This is a genomic window from Microcoleus asticus IPMA8 (genome assembly GCF_013179805.1).
In the GTDB taxonomy this organism is placed as follows: Bacteria; Cyanobacteriota; Cyanobacteriia; order Cyanobacteriales; family Microcoleaceae; genus Microcoleus; species Microcoleus asticus.
The window spans coordinates 24,343-44,995 of sequence record NZ_SRRZ01000005.1 but is presented as its reverse complement, the minus strand read 5'-3'; the positions used below and the strand labels follow the sequence as shown (position 1 = coordinate 44,995).

At 45.5% G+C, this 20,653-nt stretch carries 14 protein-coding genes; 7 read left to right on the top strand and 7 right to left on the bottom strand.

Annotated elements, in window-relative coordinates; translation table 11 throughout:
- Positions 1 to 10: 10 nt before the first annotated feature.
- From E5S67_RS02275 to E5S67_RS02255, 5 genes are all read left to right on the top strand, one after another.
- A complete protein-coding gene (locus E5S67_RS02275; protein WP_246276589.1) occupies positions 11 to 1,432 on the top strand; it encodes an NACHT domain-containing protein in 1,422 nt (473 codons plus the stop codon).
- 1 nt (position 1,433) lies between these two features.
- Positions 1,434 to 3,809: a WD40 repeat domain-containing protein gene (locus E5S67_RS02270; RefSeq protein ID WP_172185067.1), complete on the top strand. Its 2,376-nt coding sequence runs from the start codon at positions 1,434 to 1,436 to the stop codon at positions 3,807 to 3,809.
- 1 nt (position 3,810) lies between these two features.
- Positions 3,811 to 5,787, top strand: a complete 1,977-nt coding sequence (locus tag E5S67_RS02265; protein ID WP_172185065.1) for a WD40 repeat domain-containing protein — start codon at positions 3,811 to 3,813, stop codon at positions 5,785 to 5,787.
- Entirely contained in the window at positions 5,784 to 6,911 is a 1,128-nt protein-coding gene (locus tag E5S67_RS02260; protein WP_172185063.1) for an ATP-binding protein, read from the top strand. The genes E5S67_RS02265 and E5S67_RS02260 overlap by 4 nt, the downstream gene beginning before the upstream one ends.
- A 302-nt stretch (positions 6,912 to 7,213) precedes the next feature.
- Positions 7,214 to 7,795 (top strand): D-glycero-alpha-D-manno-heptose-1,7-bisphosphate 7-phosphatase, encoded by a 582-nt coding sequence (locus tag E5S67_RS02255; RefSeq protein ID WP_172185061.1) that lies wholly within the window; start codon positions 7,214 to 7,216, stop codon positions 7,793 to 7,795.
- A 15-nt stretch (positions 7,796 to 7,810) separates the two neighbouring features.
- Here E5S67_RS02255 and E5S67_RS02250 read toward each other — a convergent pair whose 3' ends face one another.
- From E5S67_RS02250 to ftsH2, 5 genes are all read right to left on the bottom strand, one after another.
- Positions 7,811 to 9,040, bottom strand: coding sequence for a hybrid sensor histidine kinase/response regulator (locus tag E5S67_RS02250; protein WP_172185059.1), 1,230 nt, complete (start codon positions 9,038 to 9,040; stop codon positions 7,811 to 7,813).
- Positions 9,041 to 9,046: 6 nt separating this feature from the next.
- Positions 9,047 to 11,974, bottom strand: a complete 2,928-nt coding sequence (locus tag E5S67_RS02245; protein ID WP_172185057.1) for a PAS domain S-box protein — start codon at positions 11,972 to 11,974, stop codon at positions 9,047 to 9,049.
- 122 nt (positions 11,975 to 12,096) lie between these two features.
- Positions 12,097 to 13,386 carry an aminopeptidase P N-terminal domain-containing protein gene (locus tag E5S67_RS02240; protein WP_172185055.1) on the bottom strand — a complete coding sequence of 430 codons (1,290 nt, stop codon included), beginning with the start codon at positions 13,384 to 13,386 and terminating at the stop codon, positions 12,097 to 12,099.
- A 147-nt stretch (positions 13,387 to 13,533) separates the two neighbouring features.
- Entirely contained in the window at positions 13,534 to 13,935 is a 402-nt protein-coding gene (locus E5S67_RS02235) for a hypothetical protein (RefSeq protein WP_172185053.1), read from the bottom strand.
- Positions 13,936 to 14,068: 133 nt separating this feature from the next.
- Positions 14,069 to 15,955 carry an ATP-dependent zinc metalloprotease FtsH2 gene (gene ftsH2 / locus E5S67_RS02230; RefSeq protein ID WP_172185051.1) on the bottom strand — a complete coding sequence of 629 codons (1,887 nt, stop codon included), beginning with the start codon at positions 15,953 to 15,955 and terminating at the stop codon, positions 14,069 to 14,071.
- A 322-nt stretch (positions 15,956 to 16,277) separates the two neighbouring features.
- On the opposite strand from ftsH2, the gene fcmB reads away from it, so the two are divergent.
- On the top strand, positions 16,278 to 17,360 hold the full coding sequence (gene fcmB / locus E5S67_RS02225; RefSeq protein WP_172185049.1) for a filament morphology actin-like protein FcmB: 1,083 nt from the start codon (positions 16,278 to 16,280) through the stop codon (positions 17,358 to 17,360).
- A 20-nt stretch (positions 17,361 to 17,380) separates the two neighbouring features.
- Positions 17,381 to 17,899 (top strand): filament morphology membrane protein FcmC, encoded by a 519-nt coding sequence (gene fcmC / locus E5S67_RS02220; protein ID WP_172185047.1) that lies wholly within the window; start codon positions 17,381 to 17,383, stop codon positions 17,897 to 17,899.
- A gap of 180 nt (positions 17,900 to 18,079) precedes the next feature.
- On the opposite strand, the gene E5S67_RS02215 is transcribed toward fcmC, so the two are convergent.
- The gene (locus E5S67_RS02215) at positions 18,080 to 19,003 is read right to left on the bottom strand and encodes a hypothetical protein (protein WP_172185045.1); all 924 of its coding nucleotides are present in this window, start codon (positions 19,001 to 19,003) and stop codon (positions 18,080 to 18,082) included.
- A 246-nt stretch (positions 19,004 to 19,249) separates the two neighbouring features.
- Positions 19,250 to 20,647, bottom strand: a complete 1,398-nt coding sequence (gene mgtE / locus E5S67_RS02210) for a magnesium transporter (RefSeq protein ID WP_172185043.1) — start codon at positions 20,645 to 20,647, stop codon at positions 19,250 to 19,252.
- Between the last annotated feature and the right edge of the window lie 6 nt (positions 20,648 to 20,653).

Here is a 20,653-nt window from a genome sequence, read left to right as displayed (position 1 = left end):
GTTAACTTAGATGGATTGGCAAAAATTTCTTAATGGCGAATGTGGCGGACATGGGTTATCTGCCGAACAAACAGAAACATTATTAGTAGCACTCTTCTCTCCTGAAAATTGCCCCCGAAATCAGGCACAGCTTTCAGTAGAATTAAGCATATCAGAAGCTACGGTAAAACAGCGGCTGGGAGTGATTTACAAAAAATTTGGAAATACTTTTCCTCAACTTCTTGACCAAAACGGTGCCGGTAAATTGGATATATTGTTTATAAAATTAAAACAGAAGTATTATCCAAAACCAGACCCAGTAGTTGCCCCCTACCCTGAAGAATTTATATCGTTAATAAAAGAAAAAATTAGGACTTTCTGCGGTCGCGGATTTGTTTTTGATACTTTTCACCAATTTATCACCGAAAATTCTCACGGTTATTTTACAATTATCGGGGATGCGGGAATGGGCAAAAGCTCGATCGTTGCCAAATACGTCTGGGAACATAAATCTCCCTGCTATTTCAATATTGTCGTCGAACGCCGCAACAGACCAGAATTGTTTTTGAAGAGCATTCGCCAGCAATTAATTGACCGCTATGAATTGCTAAAATCAGAAGACGCCGATTTACCGAAATTACTGGCAACGGTGGCGGGGAAACTCACGGCAGGTGAACGTTTGGTAATTGCAATTGATGCACTGGATGAAGTTGAACAAGAACCGGGAGAAAATCTTTTACATTTGCCGACAACTCTGCCCAATAACGTATATTTCCTGCTGACGCGGCGACCCTTTAACTTCGGTCAAAGGCGGCTGGCCGTATCTCCGGGAGTTCCGGTTAAAGACTTAGATTTAAGAGACGAAAAATACATGAATTTTAATCAGGATGATATCAAAGAATATATTCGCTTTTTTATCAATACCGATCCTGACTATAAAGATAAACTAAGAAACTGGATTCAAACCCACAGCATTGCCGATACAATGTTTGCCGAGCAAGTGGCAAACAAGAGCGAAAACAATTTTATGTATTTGCGGTATGTTTTGCCCGCAATTGCTAATGGCTATTACAATGACTTGGATTTAAAGCAATTGCCCGACGGGCTGCAAGAGTATTATCAAAGCCATTGGGTGCGGATGAAAATGGAATCTAAGCCAGGGCAATTGATGGAGATTGTCTTGTATATTTTATTAGAGATTGGCACGGCGATTCCCTGCGAGATGATTGCGGGAATTGCCAAGGTGGATGAATGCGATGTGGCACAGGTTTTAGAAGATGAGTGGGTTGAATATTTGAAAAAGCAGAATTTAGACGGAGAAATCTGCTATACCATCTATCATGCTAGTTTCCTTGACTTTCTGAAAGGCAAACGGGAGATGGATTCAAAGCGGAAGATTTTTAAGGAAGTAAATCAACGGATTGCTGAGTATTTAGAAGAGGGGATAGTGTGAGATGGGAGAATTTGCTGACAAGTTAGCGGCCAAACCACTTTTCTATCAACGTGCTTATCTGGGCAGCTTACTGCCAAATTATGTCAAGTCAGGGAATTTAGAAAAGTATTATCAAAAACTGACTGATTTTAAATTTTTGATGGCAAAGATTCAGCATCCTGAGTTTGGAGTGCAGGCACTGATTGATGATTTTAATTTGATTGACGATTTACAAGCAGTAATTAACCCAGAGTACAACCCAGAAAGAGCGAAATCTCTGAACTTGATTCAATCGGTGTTGTGGATGTCAGCGGATATTTTAGAACTAAATAAGGCTAAGCTAGCAGAACAATTGTTAGGCCGCCTACTGTATTTTGAAATGCCAGAGATTCAAGCAATGCTGCAGGTAGCAAAAAAGTGGAAAGCAGCACCTTGGTTGCGTCCTTTAATCCCTTGTCTCATTCCCCCCCGAGGAGGATTACTACGTACACTTGAAGGTCATACAAATTTTGTAAATGCAGTTGCCGTCACTAATGATGGCAAACAGGTGATTTCTGGTTCAGTAGATAAGACCATAAAAGTCTGGAATTTAACAACTGGAAAGGAACTTTTTACACTCAAAGGTCATGGCTACTCAGTAAATGTAAATGCAGTTGCTGTCACTGCTGATGGCAAGCGGGTGATTTCTGGTTCTTGGGACAATACCATAAAAATTTGGGATTTAACAACTGGAAAGGAAGAGTTTACTCTCAAAGGTCACACTTACTGGGTAAATGCAGTTGCTGTCACTGCTGATGGTAAACGAGTAATTTCTGGTTCATCGGATAACACCCTCAAAGTCTGGAATTTAGTAACTGGAAAGGAAGAGTTTACTCTCAAAGGTCACAGTAATTCGGTATGGGCCGTCGCTATCACTCTTGATGGTAAACGAGCAATTTCTGGTTCAGAGGATCAAACAGTCAAAGTTTGGGATTTAACAACTCGGAAGGAAGAGTTTACTCTCAAAGGTCACAGTAATTCGGTATGGGCCGTCGCTGTCACTACTGATGGGAAGCGGGTGATTTCTGGTTCATCCGACAACACTCTCAAAGTTTGGGATTTAACAAATGGAAAGGAAGAATTTACTCTCAAAGGTCACAGCTATTTGGTCAATGCGGTAGCCGTTACTGCTGATGGCAAGCGAGCGATTTCTGGTTCAAGAGACAGGACGCTCAAGGTCTGGGATTTAACAACTGGAAAGGAAGAGTTTACTCTCAATAGCCACAGTTACTCGGTAAATTCGGTAGCCGTCACTGTTGATGGGAAACGGGCGATTTCTGGTTCAAAAGACAACACTCTCAAAGTTTGGGATTTAACAACTGGAAAGGAAGAGTTTACTTCTCACGGTCATAACTACTCGGTAAATTCGGTAGCCGTCACTGCTGATGGGAAACGGGCGATTTCTGGTTGCTCGGACAGCACGCTAAAAGTCTGGGATTTAACAACTGAAAATGAAGAGCTTACTTCTCATGACCATAACTACTCGGTAAATTACGCCCCTATTACTGCTGATGGGAAGCGGGCTATTTCTGGTTCCTCGGACAACACCCTAAAAGTCTGGGATTTAACAACTGGAAAAAAACTGTTTACTTATCAAAGCCATAACTACTTTGTAAATGCGGTAGCTGTCACTGCTGATGGGAAGCGGGCTATTTCTAGTTCAAAAGACAACACCCTAAAAGTCTGGGATTTAACAACGGGAAAGGAACAGTTTACTCTTAGAGGTCACAACAAATCAGTCAATGGAGTAGCCGTCACTGCTGATGGCAAAAGGGCAGTTTCTGGTTCATCGGATAACACCATAAAAGTCTGGGATTTAACAACTGGAAAGCAACTGTTTACTCTTAATGGTCACAGCAACTTTGTAAATGCAGTCGCTGTCACTGCTGATGGCAAGCAGGCAATTTCTGGTTCATCGGACAACACCATCAAAGTCTGGGATTTAATCAATAAAAAGGAAAAGTTTACTCTCACTGGTCACAGCAATTTTGTAAATGCAGTAGCCGTCACTACTGATGGGAAGCGGGCAATTTCTTGTTCACATGACAACACCCTAAAAGTCTGGGATTTAACAACTCAAAAGGAAGAGTTTACTCTCACTGGTCACAGCGATTTGGTAAAAGCAGTTGCCGTGACTGCTGATGGTAAACGGGCGATTTCGGGTTCCTGGGAAAAAAACCTCAAAGTCTGGGATTTTACCACTGGAAATGTCATTGCCAGTTTCACGGGTGAAAGTGCGATTATCTGTTGCGCTATTGCCGCCGATGGAGTAACAATTGTGGTAGGCGACGCATCGGGCCGCGTATATTTCCTGCGACTAGAAGGGATTACTGAGTATTTAGAAAAGGGGATGGTGTGATATGGGAGAATTTGCTGACAAGTTAGCGGCCAAACCACTTTTCTATCAACGTGCTTATCTGGGCAGCTTACTGCCAAATTATCTCAAGTCAGGTAATTTAGAAAAGTATTATCAAAAACTGACAGATTTTAACTTTCTGATGGCAAAGATTCAGCATCCTGAATTTGGGGTGCAGGCACTTATTGATGATTTCAATTTGGTTGACGATTCAGAAGCAGTAACTCACCCAGAGTACAACCCAGAAAAAGCGAAAGCCCTGGACTTGATTCAATCGGTGTTGTGGATGTCAGCAGATATTTTGGAGGCAGATAAGGCTAAGCTAGCAGAACAATTGTTAGGGCGCTTACTGTACTTTGAAATGCCAGAGATTCAGGCAATGCTGGAGGTAGCAAAGCAGTGGAAAGCAGCAGCTTGGTTGCGTCCTTTGACAGCCTGTTTAACTCCCCCTCGCAGGGGACTACTACGCACCCTCGAAGGTCACAGTGACTGGGTAAAAGCAGTAGCCGTCACGGAAGATGGCCAGCGGGCAATTTCTGGTTCAAGAGACAATACCCTCAAAGTCTGGGATTTAACAACTGGAGATGAAAAGTTTACTCTCAAAGGTCACAGCAACTGGGTAAATGCAGTAGCCGTCACGGAGGATGGCCAGCGGGCAATTTCTGGTTCAAAAGACAAAACCCTCAAAGTCTGGGATTTAACCACTGGAAACGAAGAGTTTACTCTCCAAGGTCACAGCAACTCAGTATATGCAGTCGCCGTCACCCCCGATGGCAAGCGGGCGATTTCTGGTTCGTGGGACAACACCATCAAAGTCTGGGATTTAACAACTCGAAAGGAAGAATTTACTCTCAAAGGTCACACCCAATCGGTATATGCAGTAGCCGTCACTGGTGATGGCAAGCGGGCAATTTCTGGTTCGTGGGACAACACCATCAAAGTCTGGGATTTAACAACTCGAAAGGAAGAATTTACTCTCAAAGGTCACAGAAACTCAGTAAATGCAGTCGCCGTCACGGAGGATGGCAAGCGGGCATTTTCTGGTTCGAGAGACACCACGCTCAAAGTCTGGAATTTAACAACTGCAGAGGTACAGTTTACTCTCAAAGGTCACAGCAACTGGGTAAATTCAGTTGCCGTCACTGGTGATGGCAAGCTGGCAATTTCTAGTTCATCGGACAACACCCTCAAAGTCTGGGATTTAACAACTCGAAAGGAACTGTTTACTCTCAAAGGTCACAGCTACTTGGTAAATGCGGTAGCCGTCACGCCCGATGGCAAGCGGGCAATTTCTGGTTCAAGAGACACCACCATCAAAGTCTGGGATTTAACAACTCGAAAGGAACTGTTTACTCTCAAAGGTCACAGCAACGCAGTCAATGCAGTCGCCGTCACGGAGGATGGGAAGCGGGCGATTTCTGGTTCATCGGACAGCACCCTCAAAGTCTGGGATTTAACAACTCGAAACGAACTGTTTACTCTCAAAGGTCACGGCGATTGGGTAAAAGCAGTCGCCGTCACCCCTGATGGCAAGCTGGCAATTTCTGGTTCATCGGACAAGACCATCAAAGTCTGGGATTTAATAACTAGAAAAAAACAGTTTACTCTCGAAGCTCACGGCCAATTCGTAACAGCAGTCGCCGTCACCGCTGATGGCAAGCGGGCAATTTCTGGTTCGTGGGACAACACCATCAAAGTCTGGGATTTAACAACTAGAAACGAACTGTTTAGTCTCAAAGGTCACAGCTACTCGGTAAATGCAGTTGCTGTCACTGCTGATGGCAAATGGGCGATTTCTGGTTCATCGGACAAGAGTATCAAAGTTTGGGATTTGTCGAGTGGAAAGGTTATTGCTAATTTCACCTGTGAAAGCCCGATCGCGTGTTGCGCTATTGCACCCGATGGAGTCACAATTGTGGCAGGCGACGCATCCGGCCGAGTATATTTCCTGCAGCTAGAAGGGATGGAGGAACTAAAATGAATTCCTCACCTCTGCCAACTCCCATCTATACCGATTCTTACCCAAAGGAATTTCAGCAACTCCTGCGAGAAAAAACCGAGAATTTTGCAGGGCGAAAATTTGTTTTTTCTGCCATTTCCGACTTTCTGAACTCCCACAGCCGCGGTTATTTCACAATTGTCGGCACTCCCGGCTGCGGCAAAAGTTCCATCCTCGCCCAATATGTCACCGCCCATCCTCGCAGTATCTATTACAACGCTGCAGTTGAAGGCAAAAATCGAGCCGAAGATTTTCTCGCTTCAGCCTGCACTCAACTGATTGACAAATACCTTGCCGCCAATGGGGAAACATCGGAAATTGTCAAGCTAAGATCTCAACTTCAAAATCTAGAATCCCATGATGGGAGTTGGTTTCTGTCTTTGTTGCTTCAGCAAATTAGCGATAAATTAAACGATCGCCAAAAGTTGATAATAGTCATTGATTCTGTAGACGCGATCGCCCGCACGAGTCAGCCTCCCAGCTCAAATCTGTTTTATCTGCCGAGATATTTGGGCGATCGTACTTATTTTATCCTCGCCCGCCGCCCGTTTTTGAGAGAGAAATCCGGTTTGTTAATTGAAACCCCCTCTCAAACTCTGGATTTAAGAGATTATCCCGCCCAAAATCGGGAAGATGTCCTTAACTACATTCAGCAATACCTATCAACCGCACCGGATTTAACTCAACCCGAATTCTGCCAACAACTCGCCACTGTCAGCGAAAACAATTTCATGTATCTGAGTCAGATGTTACCTGCCATTAACGAGAATTCACACCCCGATGCTAATCTGGGGGAGTCCTCACTTGTCTCTGAACTTCCTCCCGGTTTAGCAGCGTATTATCAAAACCACTGGCTGCGGATGAGAGGTGATGCTTTATCGGCGATCGAGTTGTCTGTGCAGAATGTTTTGATAAAATCCACAACAGGTTTGTCTGTAAGTGCGATATCCAATATAATTGATGAGGATGAATACGAGGTTGAAAAAGTGTTAGACAATTGGATCGAGTTCTTAAATAAACAAGAAATTGGAGGAGAAATTTGCTATAGTTTGTATCATAATAGTTTCCGCGAATGGCTGGGAAAACAATCTATTTTAGAATCATGATGAGGACACGGCAGTGTCCATTGGAGTCAACTTAACGTTACACCGATAGTCCGACAGGGGTTGAAACCCCTGTCTCAAAGCTGAAGTCCTCTAAAAGAGGACTAATGAATTATTCAGTCCTCTTGTAGAGGACTTTCGCTATTAGACAGGGAATTCATTCCCTGGCGGACTGCCGGGTAGGCGGGAGGACTAGCGGACGAAAAGCTTAAGTTGACACGCCTTGGGCATTGCCGTGTCTTGACTGTGGGTAATATCAATTCCGATGCCACCGAGTTTTATATTATATCAAAAACAATACAACAATGAAACGAGCAGTATTTCTTGACCGAGATGGCGTTCTCAATATCGAAGTCGGCTACATCCACAAAGTAGAAGATTTGCATTTAATCCCCGGAATAGCTGAAGCTGTACGCCGTTTAAATGACCGACAAATATTTTGCTGTTTGGTTTCCAATCAATCGGGCCCAGCGAGGGGTTATAATCCCGTCAGCCACGTAGAAGCTTTGCACAAACGCCTGTGTCAGTTATTAGAAAATGAAGCAGGAGCCAAGTTAGATGCTCTTTATTACTGTCCTTATTTAAGCGCAGCCGAAGGCGGAACAAACCCAGAATTTACGCGGTATACGACTTGGCGAAAACCAAATACGGGGATGTTGGTAGCGGCGGCTTGGGAACACGATTTGGATTTGCGGAATAGTTTTATGGTAGGCGATAAAGCGACTGATGTTGATATGGCTCACAATGCCGGCTGTACTGGCATTTTGGTGCAGACTGGTTACGGGAAAAGCGTGTTGAGCGGTGAGTATCAGCATCATACTAAACCGGATTTTATTGCAGCCAATTTAGCGGTGGCTGTGGAGTGGATTTTGCAACACTTGGATTAGTGTTGGTAGTGGTATTTAAGTTGTTTCTCGTTGAGTCTTAGAGGAAAGGGCAAGGTAAGGAAGCGCGACTGTGAAGGTTGTACCAACGCCGATTTTGCTTTCGCAGGCGATCGCACCTCCTTGCAATTCCACAGCTTTTTTAACAATTGTTAATCCCAAACCGTTACCTTTAATCTTTCCAGTATTCTTGCAGCGGTAAAACATTTCAAATATTTTTCCTACTTCCGTTTCGGGGATGCCGATACCTTCGTCTCGGATACGCATAATTAGTAAAGGAGAGTTACTATTTATAAATTGGGAATTGCCAAACAAACAGTGAGGAGATAAGCAAAAAATAGCTTCTTTGTCTCCCTTCCCTGCTTGACGGTATTCCAATTCCAAGGTGACTTGCCCGCCGTTGGGGGAATATTTGATGGCATTGACGATTAAGTTAGAAAGAATGCCGTGCAGCAATTGTTGATCTAACATCGCGCTGGTAACATCTGACGGGATTAATGTTAGTTTGTGCTTGGCTTCATTTCCTAACTGCAATTGAGCGAGCAATTCTTGACAAAATTCGACTAAATTTATCGGTAATGGATTGCATTTGAGTTTGCCTGCTTCTGCTCTACCCATGAACAGCATATCGTCGATTAGCTGGTTCATCTTCTGGGTAGCTGAGTGCACCAGCCGCAGGGTTCTAACTTGGGATTCGTCACTGCTGCGAGTTCGATCGATCTCTAGGAGTTCCGCAGAGATTAAAATCGCGTTGAGCGGGTTGCGCAATTCGTGAGCGGCCATTGAAATATAATGATTTTGGCGGTGCGATTTTTCTTCCAGCGACTCTCTGGCTGCTTCCGAGGCTTTGAGAGATTCTCGCATCTTGGTTTCGATTTCGTGTCTGTGCAGGGCAATCTCGATCGCCACCCGTAAATCATGTTGTTGAAAGGGTTTTATAATGTAACCGAATGGATCTGTAAGTTTCGCTCTTTGCAGCGTTTGATCGTCGGCATAAGCTGTTAAAAATACTGTCGGCACATTCCTATTAGTTCGGATTTTTTCTGCCGCTGTTACTCCGTCCATGTCACCTTTAAGCACGATGTCCATCAACACCAAATTTGGCGGGTTTTCTATAGCTTTTTGAATTGCTTCTTCTCCTGAAGAAACTGTAGCTGTTACTACATATCCGAGTTTTTTTAATCTACCTGCTATGTCTTGCGCTACAATAACTTCGTCTTCTACAACCAAAATTTTTATAGGGTTCATTTTTTTTTAAATACGCTGCCGATAATTTAACTCTTTGAAAATTAGATTGTAGCAAGTTCCACACTGACTGTCAATGGCAATACTCGCCTCTAATTGGTAAGCCAACATTTTAACTAATTGCAATCCTAATGTCTCAGTATTTTCCACATCAAAATTCTCCGGAAATCCGCGACCGTTATCTTGAATAGTTAAGTTAAATTGCTGATTACTGTCTTTGAAAAATTTAATACTAATTTCCCCTCCTAATCTAGGGGGAAAGGCATATTTCAACGAATTAGAAACCAGTTCGTTAATAATTAACCCGCAAGGAATCGCTGTTTCTATGTTTAAACAAATGCGGTCAACGTTTAGATTGAATTGGATCGCAGTGTTGCCGCACCCAAAAGATTGATACAAATTAGCAACTAAGTTTTCGACGTAGGGGGGAAGGTCGATCCGATCGAGATGTTCGGATTGATACAGTTGCTCGTGAATCAAAGCCATTGAATGGATTCGGGTCTGGCTTTCTTCAAATAAAGTTAGCATCGCTTCGTCTTCAATGTATTGAGCTTGAAGTTGCAGCAAGCTGGAAATTACCTGCATATTATTTTTGACGCGGTGGTGAATTTCTTTGAGCAATACTTCTTTTTCGCGGAGTGCTGCTTGGATGCGGGCCTCGGTCAATTTGCGATCGCTGATATCTTCGCCAATACCCGCGATGCGGTAAATTTTGCCGGATTCGTCGTAAATGGGAAAAGCTCGATCGCACACCCAGCGCATTGTGCCGTCTGGCCGAAAAATCCGATATTCGGTATTGGTTGACTCGCCCTGCAACACTCGCCCCATTGCCTCTTCCAACAAATGTTTATCTTCTGGATGCACCCACTCCATCATTTTTAAGGGATCGGCATATAATTCTTCGTGGCTGCGCCCCCAGATGTTTTCGTAAGCTGGACTCAGATACAATAAATCGGTGAATTCAGCAGACATCAGCCAGAAGGAATCTTGGATATTTTCTGCTAGTTGGCGGAAACGTTCTTCACTTTCACGGATAGTTTTTTCTGCCTGTTTGCGTTCACTTATATCTTCTGCAATGCCAACGATGCGGTAAACTTGACCAGCTTGATTTCTAATCGGAAAAGCCCGAGCGCGAATCCAGCGGATTTTGCCGTCCGGCCTGACAATTCGATATTCGATATCCTCTTCAGAATCAATTTTTTTAGTGAAGGTAGCAATAATGCGGTCGCGATCTTCTGGATGGAAGGACTCTGTAAAAAAGCGCTCGCAAGCATACAAATCAGCACAGCTTCTGCCCCAAATTTTTGCATAACCCGGACTGATATAAATAATTTCCAGGGGTTGAACGTTTAACATCCAAAACACGCTTTCAATGTTTTCTGCTAGCTGTCGGAACCTTTCTTCGCTCTCTTTCAGTGCTACCTCAGCTTGTTTTCGATCGCTAATCTCTTCTGTCACTACTACATTGTAAATTGCCCCGCTCAGCGGTTCTTTGATTAGCGATACTGTAATATTTACCCAAACTACATTGCCGTCTTTGTGCAGCAAGCGTTTTTCCATTTTAAAACTGTCAATTTCCCCGGCAAATAATTGCTTGCTTTGTTCTAAATCTGCATCTATATCTTCTGGGTAAGTAACGTCCATCCAAGTTCGCGACAGCAGTTCGCTCGCAGTATATCCCACGATCTCGCAAAATTTTTGATTGACTCGCAAATAGCGGCCTGTTTTGTCAGGGTGGGTAATGCCGACTGCCGCTTGTTCGACGGTTGCCCGAAAGCGTTCTTCGCTATCTCTGAGGGTCGCTTCTACTTTTGTGCGATCGCTAATATCGCGCTGCACGCCAAAATATCCGACGATTCTGCCGTGGGAATCGTAAATGCAAATATAGTCGCCTTCCACCCAAATTATAACCCCGTCAAACTTGCGATTGTCATTTTTGATGTGAATTCTGCCAGCATCAAAAAATTGCCTGATTATCTCTCTGCCGCCAGTCAAGTTGTGGGAGAAAAAAGAGTGAAGCGTCCGACCAATAAACTCTTCTCTAGTACATCCGTATTGAGCGATCACAGCATCGTTTGCCTTCGTTACCCGCCCGTTAGCAAACACGTAATCCAAAACTTTTTCTTTGTCAACTGTATCGTCCCAGTTAATCGGTTCGTCCAGCATCATAAAGAAAAAGCCATCTAAAGATTGAGAGAAAAACAATTCTAGCTGTTCCTGGCTTTCCCGCAGAGCTTTTTCGGCGCGCCAGCGATAGATAATTTCTTCCTGCAATTTATTGTTGGCTGTTTTCAAGTCTTCAGTGCGCTTTTGATATTTAATTTCTAGCTGATTTGTGATTTCTTCCAGGGCTATTTCTGCCTGTTTTTTTTCGGTAATATCTTGAGTAACGACCATTCCTGCAAAAATTTCTTCCCTGTCGTTTTTGACGGGAGCAATTGTTGTTGAATAAACGCGACCGCCGTATTTATATTCAAAAGTATTCTCTTTTCCTGCCAAAGCCGCGCGATATGTAGTCTCAAAAAGTGGCAAATCTTCTGGTGGCGATACTTCCCACAATGTTTTGCCTTCCAACAGTTCTTTGGACAAACCAACTACTGCCAACCCTTGACCGTCAACCAGGGTATAGCGCAAATCGCGATCGAACAAAAACACCGAACCATTCGGATAATGTTTGATGAGAGTTCGGTACATTTCCTGGCTTTTTTCCAGAGATGCGATTAACCGAATGCGATCGTCCTCGGTGATATCAAATTCAGTCGCCGAACCCGAAAAGCCAGCATTCTCGACTGCTTTGAGTTGTGCTTCTAATTTCTGGCACAAATCTCTCTGCTGCTGCAAATCCTCTTCAAGTTGCCGAATTTTTGCTTTTTGCTCTGCTACTAATGCTTCGCAGGTTTCCAGAGGTCGATCGATCTTGGTAGGATCAATACACATAATTGCTCTAGGTTTGGCAGTAAAGACTTGAGCTGTTTCAAGCCAATACTAACAAAGCTCAAGCCTTTACTGCCAACTTAAGTAGTCAATCTTTCTTGACTTGTACCCAAAGCCTTCTACCTTTATTTAGGAACTCCCGCCGTCAAGACTTCCTGGCTCTCAAGTGTCACCAAAACATCATCTTCAATTCTCACGCCAATACCGCGCCATTTTTCAGGAACCTCCGGCTGTCCTTCAACGGGTTTAATATAAGGAGAAATATAAATCCCCGGTTCCACCGTCAGCACTTGTCCTGCCTGCAAAACTTGCGGATTTTCGCCGTACTGATAAACGCCGACATCGTGCACGTCCAATCCCAGCCAATGACCAGTGCGGTGCATATAAAATGGCTTGTATTTCTCTTCTTTAATTATCTCTTCAATGTCTCCCACCAAAAGTTTTAAATCCATTAAACCTTCCACCAAAACGCGCACGGCTGTTTCGTGAATTTTGCTGTAAGGATTACCCGGATATACTTGACTAATTGCCTGCAATTGTGCTTGCAAAACTAAGTCATAAATTATCTGTTGTTCGGCTGTAAATTTGCCGCTGACAGGAAACGTGCGAGTAATATCAGCGTTGTAGTAGTCGCAAGCACAACCGGCATCTATTAGCAACAAATCGTTTTCCTGCATTTGTCGGTTGTTTTCGATGTAGTGAAGGACGCAGGAATTGTAACCAGATGCAACAATTGAAGGGTAAGCGGGAGTGCAGCCATTTAACCCAAAAGTATGTTCTATTTCAGCTTGGATTTCGTATTCGTACCTGCCAGGTTTGGCGAATTCTTGGGCGCGGTTGTGCGCTGCAACTGAGATATTAGCGGCTTTTCGCATTAATGCTAATTCAGTTTCGCTTTTCACCAGCCGCATCGGGTGTAAAATGATGTTGGAATCTTCGATTGCTGTGGGGCCCGTGCCGCGTTTCGGGTAGGTTGCCATCAAGCGCTGCCAGTGATTGAGGACTGTTTGGTCGAAACTACGATCGCGCCCGAAGTGATAGTATATTCGATCGGCTTTTTCTAAATATTTCGGCAATTTTTCCGCAAGTTCGGCGATGGGGAAAGCTTCATCTGCACCGTACAATTCCTTAGCGCCTTCTACTCCGGCCCGATAACCGTGCCAAGTTTCTTTTTCCAAGTCTTTTGGCTGCACAAACAGGACAAACTTGTGTTCTTCGTGGTGCGGCGCGAGCACTGCTACCGCCGCAGCTTCGTTGAAACCGGTTAAGTAGAAAAAATCGCTATCTTGTCGGTATGCGTATTCTACATCGTTGTGCATGACGGCTGTGGGCGCGCTGCGAAATATCGCCGTCCCGCTGCCAATTTTTGCCATTAACTGTTCGCGTCTTTGCCGGTATTCGGTGGGGTTTGTCATCCGATTTTAGATTTTAGATTTTAGATTTTAGATTGAGTGTAATATTAACACTCGGCGGTTTCAAGCGCTGCTGGTCAAACTTGCACCCGCAAGCCCAAGGTTGAAGAGATAGGTGCTCTGTTTTTTTTCTGGGTCTACTTATTGATTCTATTGTTCTGCGATCGCCAATTTACAAGTATAGTCAACCAGGCCAGACAAAGATGAGTTGCGATCGACTAAAGTCCATCTGGGATCGAAATTAGACCAAATTTCGCCATCTTCGCTAACTCTGACAGTTCTAAACTGTCGCTGCTGGCAGTTAACTTCCATTTGCGCCAACAATTTCTGCTTACTAAACTGTTGAGTTCCTAAAATAGCTCTGACTGGATAAGAGGGAGCACCGGGAATATCGGATTTACTTAATTCAACGCTGCTGGGGTCGAGGCAAATATCTACAAAACATCTTAATTTTTCGGCGCGGGCGCTCAAAGTATTGATACAAACAAAAATAAAAGTTGCTATTAAAAAAAATGACAAATTCTTAGTATGTATGGCAAATTTAGTATTCATCTGCGTTAATTGGCGTTTAGGGGCGGTTTAATATTATTGACAGTTTAATAAAAAAGTAGGGACGTGGCAATAGTGCTGCGTCCCTACTTTTTAAAGACACGGCATTGCCGTGTCCCTAATTTTTAAACAAGTCTTAAAGCTGAGGAACGTATTGTTCTTTTTCAGGAACAAAAGTGTACTCAGAGACGATTAGGCGCAACTCTTCGCCGTCGATGGTTTCTTTTTCGATCAACAAATCGACTAAGCGATCGACCACGGTGCGATTTTCGCGAATAATTCGGCGGGCGTCGTCGTAGCAGCGATCGACAATTTCCCGGACTTGTCCGTCAATCCGAGAGGCAATTTCTTCGGAATATTCCGATCGCGCTGTGTAGTCGCGGCCGAGGAAAATTTCGCTTTGCTGAGCTTCCAGGGCGATCGGGCCCAAGGTAGACATCCCGTAGCGAGTCACCATTTGGCGCGCCATACCGCTGACTTGCTGCAAGTCGTTGCCGGCACCGGTGGTTACTTCGGCATCGCCGAAAACTACTTCTTCGGCTGCGCGGCCACCCAAAGCACCGCTAATCCGGGCCAAAATTTGCGATCGAGAAATCAAACCTTGGTCTTCGCTGGGCATGAACCAAGTCAAGCCGCGGGCCTGTCCGCGAGGAACTAAGGTAACTTTTTGAACTGGATCGTGGGCTTGAATGATTGTACCGACGATCGCGTGGCCGATTTCGTGGTAAGCAATCAACCGCTTGCTCTTGCTGTCCACCAAGGGAGTGCCTTCCATACCTGCTACCACGCGATCGACTGCATCGTCAACTTCGAGCATCGTAATCGCTTCTTTCCGGCGGCGGGCAGTTAAAATAGCAGCTTCGTTGAGCAAGTTAGCCAAATCAGCGCCCGTAAAACCCGGAGTGCGGCGGGCGATGGCGTCCAAAGAAATCTCCGGAGACAGCTTCTTGTTGCGCGCGTGAACTTCCAAAATTTCCAAGCGGCCTTTGATATCCGGCGTATCTACGCTAACTTGGCGGTCAAAACGTCCCGGACGCAGCAGCGCTGAGTCGAGCACGTCGGGGCGGTTCGTGGCAGCAATGATGATAATGCCAGTATTGCCCTCAAAACCGTCCATTTCGGTCAGCAACTGGTTCAGGGTTTGTTCCCGTTCGTCGTTACCGCCGCCGATACCGGCGCCGCGCTGGCGGCCCACTGCATCGATTTCATCGATAAAGATGATGCAAGGAGCATTTTCTTTAGCTTTCTTGAACAAGTCCCGAACGCGGGAAGCGCCGACACCGACGAACATTTCCACAAATTCTGAACCGGAGATGCTGAAGAAAGGCACGCCGGCTTCGCCTGCGATCGCTTTTGCCAGCAGGGTTTTACCGGTTCCGGGAGGGCCCACTAGCAGCACGCCTTTGGGAATCTTCGCCCCGACTGCGGTGAAGCGTTCGGGTTTTTTGAGGAATGTCACCACTTCTTGAAGTTCTTCTTTGGCTTCCTCAACGCCTGCTACGTCGTCGAACAGTACGCCTGTTTTAGCTTCCATTTGAAAGCGAGCTTTGGATTTGCCAAAATTCATGGCTTGGCCCGGGCCGCCGGGAACGTTGCCACCGCGGCGGAAGAGGAAAAACAGCCCTCCTACTAACAAGAGGGGAAATACTAGATTGCCTAAAAGTCCCCAGACAGCGCCGTCGTTGCGCAGGGGGTGAGTGTCGAAGCTGATTTTGGAGTCTCTAAGTCTAGAAACCAGTTCCGGGGCATTTGAGGGCAAGTCCACCCGCCACCGCTGCTCGTGATTGTCCAGTTCGGGATCGACTGCTAGGACAATAGCCGTCCGGCCTCCGTCGTAAAGGTCAACGCTGGTCACTCGACCGGCGTTTAAGTAATCTAAGAATCGACCGTAGCTGAGGCGGGTACTGGCGGTGTTCTTGGTCATTTCTGTGGGGGATGGGGCAAAGGCCCCCTGCCACAAGAAAAAGCCGATGACTAAGGCGGGTAAAGTCCAAAGTAGTATAGTTCGCCAAGAAATTTTCATAAATGCGGATGCCTTGAATTGGGGACAGATCGGGTAAGATCGCGGTGTCGGAGAAGTGCGACAAAAGTTTACACTCAGAATCTTAACTAAATTTAACTTAACAATGCACTCTCAGGCAACAGAGCTTAAACGACGATCGCTCCAGAAAAAGTTAGGTTAGTTACGGTAAGGGCGATCGTCCCGAATATAATGTTTGGTGCTGATTTCGATACCAATCTAGGTAGAGTTAGAAGAATCGCCGCAAAACCCACTGTCTTTAAGCGTGGCAGTGTCAAGGGATAAGGCATGATAATGGTGAGGCTCAGTGAGGTAACACATTTCAATGACAACTAGACAGCTTGTTCCTAATTCGGCTATGCTGACGCAGCAGACTAAGATCGCTTCTCACAAATCGATTATTAGTGCTGATTTGGGTCGGACGGCAACTAAAGCCTGCGTGAGTCGCAACCCCAGCAGCGTTGTTTTCATCCCTGCCAACGTGGCTGCTATGCCCGTTGAAAAGGTTCGTGGCGGCAGCTTTGAGTCGAAAGCAACAGACCCTCTGTTGGATATGTGGCTGGAGTACCAAGGCAAAGGGTACGCTATAGGCCAACTGGCTGCAGATTTTGGCGCTAATCTCGGCGGCGCCGACCAGTCGAAAGTAGTAGATGCTTTGGTTAAGGTTTTTTCCTGTGCTGGATATTTCCAGATGAAGGGCGAAATAGCAGTTGTGCTGGGTTTGCCGTTTTATTCCCAGGATCAGTTTGAGAAAGAAAAGGAAGAGATTATCAGCCAACTGCGCTCTCCCCACGTTGTGGTGTACAGGGGCGAGCGTGTGGATATTAACATCAGTCACGTTTGGGTGATGCCCGAAGGCTTCGGCAGCCTGATTTGGTGCGAGGCTCAAGACAACAAGGAGTTTACGCCGGAGTTGCCCGAACTGTCGGTGGCTGTTGTCGATATCGGACACCAAACTACCGATTTGTTAATGGTCGATCGTTTCCGGTTCGCCCGCGCGGCTTCTAAGAGCGATTCCTTCGCCATGAACAAGTTCTACGAACAAGTTGCCTCAAAGATTCCGGGGGCAGACCCTCAATCTCTGTCTTTACTGGAAGCGGTGAATAAACCAGAAGGCCAGCGTTTCTACCGTCCGAGAGGAGCGACTAAGCCGACTAATTTAGATCCGATTATTAAGGATTTGCGGGAGGCTTTCGCTAACGAACTGTCCGAACGTTTGGTGCAGTGGCTGCCGGAACGGGTGACGGATGTGGTTCTGACTGGCGGCGGCGGCGAGTTTTTCTGGGAGGTGCTGCAACCTTTGCTTAAAGACGCCAATCTTAAGGCTCACTTGGCTCAGCCTTCTCGGAAAGCTAATGCTTTGGGACAGTTTATTTATGCTGAGGCTCAGCTAGCCACGATAAAGTAACGGATTAAGGCTTGAACCCTATGGCACTGTGGGCAAAAAATAAGGCGAATTTCTCGGTGGCGTTTACTGAAGATGCTGCGGATCAAACTTTGCTGGCCGCTATTGAAAAAGAGTTGGCTTTCACGAAGTATCAGACTTTCAGCAATCTCTGCAAGCAAGCTTTGTGGCAGTTTTTGTCTGTATCTGAGTCTGCTAGCTCTACACAGAGCTTTCAGCGGTTGGAACAGGGTATTGCTGAACTTGCGGTCAAATTTGCTGAGTTCGAGCGCAATGTTTCGGCTGAGGAATTAAGCCGTTTGGAGGGACTGGAACATCACCTGAGTCAACTGGGCGCGCAGTTGGATCAGTTGCAGGGAAGTGTTAACAGTAAGTTTGCTCAAGTTTCTTTTGCCCAAGTTTCAAAAGTAGTAGAGCCTGGCTCGATTGAGTCTGAGTCTGTGGCGGATGATAATTTAGTGTCAGATGCTGAGGTTGCTCCTCCTAGGAATTCCGATCCTTTGTTGGAGCGTTTAAGTTCTTTGTTACCCCAAGATTTCTAGAATGAGGTAGACCCAGGCTCAAAAGCCTTGAGATGTAATGTTAGTGGCCCGCTGTTGGCAGCCGGTACTGAATAAAGAAATAAAACGATCGCTCTTTTAAAAAAAAGGGCGATCGTTTTGTTATTGCCGATTTTAGATTTTAGATTTTAGATTTACTCATTTTTGTCTATACCATTCCCATTATTCGATTAAGCCTAATTTTTGTAATCGCGAACGAATGGCACTAGGCTGTCGCTGAAATCTCTGAACTAATTCGCCAATTTGTTGACCGCTAGCATATTCTTGCTTCAAATTTTCGTCTTCATCCTGACTCCACTTGACATAAGCTCTGGGATATTTCTGGCGAATTTTCTCATTCTGGGTTTTAGGTCGATAGGCCTTCTTTCGATCGGCATTCAAACTCGAACCCAACTCTGGGTTAATTTCCCCCCCGCGACTAGCTACTGCCTCCTGCACGCGGTTGGGAATCACAGCAATTTCTTCAGATAGCTCAGCCAAAGCATTGTCTACTTTTTGCTGAAGTTCTGTTAGCTGCCGCTGCTGCAAACTGCCCCACTGTGGCAGTTCGTTGATAAACTGCTGCAAGTCCAGAATTATTGTTGTCAAAGTTTCGACTTGTTGCAACTCCGGCCGCTGTTTGAATTGGCGGCTGGTGAGTTCGATCTCGCTTTGAATCATTTTAATAGTTTTTTCTAAAATTATTAATCGCTGGCGCAGGTTCTCAATTGCTGAAATGAGAGAGTGCACATTTTCTCCCTGCCCAACATTGAGATTTTCGCGAGATGTTTTAGAAAGAGCTTCATCTAAAGCATTTACAGCAAGTTGCAATTGCTCGATCGCGCGATCGGTAGTAGCTCCTTGTTGATTTACGCGATCGAACGTTGCCGCCGTACTTGCTTTAACTTGCCCGTGCAACTTCTGCCGGTTCACAAAATTTAACACCAACGAAATCACTACAGGCACTTGAGCATAAACGCTCTGCCCCCAAACCAAACTAACAGCCAATCCCACAGCAGAGGCAGCAAGAAAAACCGCTTCAGCAGTTTCTAACAAATTGCTCGACTTGGGATTTTGGATTTTGGTTTGTGAATTGGATGATGACATAGGCTAATACCATTTTAGATTTTAGATTTTAGATTTTAGATTTTAGATTTGGAATGACTGATGAAGCTCGGAGTTTGGAACACGTGCCTATAGTTGCATTCTTTTTTTCAACTGGTGCAAGTGTGCGGATAAAAATAAAGTACGCGCCAGTGCAGATATCTGGTATGGAATCGCACGTTGACCCCGAGTTTAGCAGTGGTGAAAAACCGATTAAGTTTTTTATTCACAGCCATCTAATTCAATATATTAAAGCTGCAAAATTAGTCGAGCTAAAGTGAAATAAATCAAGACCCCGAGGACATCAACTGCGGTGGTAATAAAAGGAGCAGACATTAAAGCGGGGTCTAAACCCAAAGAACGAAATAGAAACGGCAGAGCTGAACCGGCAATAGAAGCTAAAATTGCGATCGCAAACAAACTCACTCCCACCGCGAGCGCCACTGCTAAACTCCCTTGCAGAGTATAAGCCCAGCCCGTCGCTACAGTCCCCAATATACCTCCTAGCAGCGCTCCCGCCATCCCCTCGCGAACAATTACTTGAAACGGCCCCATTGCTGTAATTTCATCAGTGTTCAAACCGCGAATTACAACAGTTGAGGACTGAGCTCCGACATTGCCTCCAGTGCCAGTCAGCAGGGGAATAAAGGCTGCTAGGGCGACTACTTGGTGCAAAATATCTTCTTGAGCTCGAATAATTGCGCCGGTGACAGTATTAGTTAATAGCAGAACAAACAGCCACACGACCCTTTTCCGGGCAACGGTAATTAAATCGGTCTGAAAATAATTGTCGCCGCCGGACTGGACGCCGCCCAAGGTATAAATATCTTTGGCGGCTTCTTGTTCTAAAATGTCGATCGCGTCGTCAACTGTAATGATCCCGACCAAGCGCTGTTCGCGGTCTACAACGGGCACAGCTAAAAAATCGTAACGCTGGATCAGCCTAGCTACTTCTTCTTGATCCGTTCCTGTTTGAACAGAAACTACGTCGCGGGTCATAATTTCGCCCACAGTTTTGTCGAGGGGGGAAGTGACTAAATCCCGCAAGGATAAAATGCCGGTCAAGCTGCGTCCGGCGTCGGTGACGTAAAGAGAATAAATTGTTTCTGTAGTTTTAGCCAAAGAGCGAATTCGGTCTAAAGCTTGGGCGACGGTAAAGCTTTCTTTCAGAGAAATGTATTCCGGGGTCATAATCCGACCGGCGGTACTGGCTTCGTAACCCAAGAGTTGCGCCGTAGCTTCCCGTTCCGTCGGACTCAATTCACCCAACAGGCGACGGACTAATATTGCCGGCAGTTCGTCAAAGAGTTTAGCTCGATCGTCCGGGGACATTTTGTCTACAATATCGAGGACTTCTTGGCGTTTGAATTTTTCGCACAGGGACTGCTGAACGCTGGAGTCGAGATATTCGTAAACTGCGATCGCTTCGTCTTTGGAAAGCAAGCGGAAAGCTATTACTTGCATGGTTTCTGGCAAGCCTTCGATAGCTTCAGCTATGTCGGCTTCCTGCACCGGGTGCAAAATCGCTTTTGCTCCTTTAAAGTCTCCTTCTTCCAACAGGGCCCTTAACTGCGATCGAACTAATTCCCGCAGTTCCTTTCGCGCGTAGGTGGGTAGAGAAGACGATTGATAACTTTTTTCTGTCACTGATGA

Bases quoted from the DNA above. Each gene is read 5' to 3' on its own strand.
- E5S67_RS02240 (WP_172185055.1), bottom strand. From the start codon at position 13,386: ATGACAAACCCCACCGAATACCGGCAAAGACGCGAACAGTTAATGGCA.
- fcmC (WP_172185047.1), top strand. From the start codon at position 17,381: ATGGCACTGTGGGCAAAAAATAAGGCGAATTTCTCGGTGGCGTTTACT.
- E5S67_RS02265 (WP_172185065.1), top strand. From the start codon at position 3,811: ATGGGAGAATTTGCTGACAAGTTAGCGGCCAAACCACTTTTCTATCAA.
- fcmB (WP_172185049.1), top strand. From the start codon at position 16,278: ATGACAACTAGACAGCTTGTTCCTAATTCGGCTATGCTGACGCAGCAG.
- E5S67_RS02250 (WP_172185059.1), bottom strand. From the start codon at position 9,040: ATGAACCCTATAAAAATTTTGGTTGTAGAAGACGAAGTTATTGTAGCG.
- E5S67_RS02255 (WP_172185061.1), top strand. From the start codon at position 7,214: ATGAAACGAGCAGTATTTCTTGACCGAGATGGCGTTCTCAATATCGAA.
- E5S67_RS02235 (WP_172185053.1), bottom strand. From the start codon at position 13,935: ATGAATACTAAATTTGCCATACATACTAAGAATTTGTCATTTTTTTTA.
- E5S67_RS02215 (WP_172185045.1), bottom strand. From the start codon at position 19,003: ATGTCATCATCCAATTCACAAACCAAAATCCAAAATCCCAAGTCGAGC.
- E5S67_RS02245 (WP_172185057.1), bottom strand. From the start codon at position 11,974: ATGTGTATTGATCCTACCAAGATCGATCGACCTCTGGAAACCTGCGAA.
- E5S67_RS02270 (WP_172185067.1), top strand. From the start codon at position 1,434: ATGGGAGAATTTGCTGACAAGTTAGCGGCCAAACCACTTTTCTATCAA.
- ftsH2 (WP_172185051.1), bottom strand. From the start codon at position 15,955: ATGAAAATTTCTTGGCGAACTATACTACTTTGGACTTTACCCGCCTTA.
- E5S67_RS02275 (WP_246276589.1), top strand. From the start codon at position 11: ATGGATTGGCAAAAATTTCTTAATGGCGAATGTGGCGGACATGGGTTA.
- E5S67_RS02260 (WP_172185063.1), top strand. From the start codon at position 5,784: ATGAATTCCTCACCTCTGCCAACTCCCATCTATACCGATTCTTACCCA.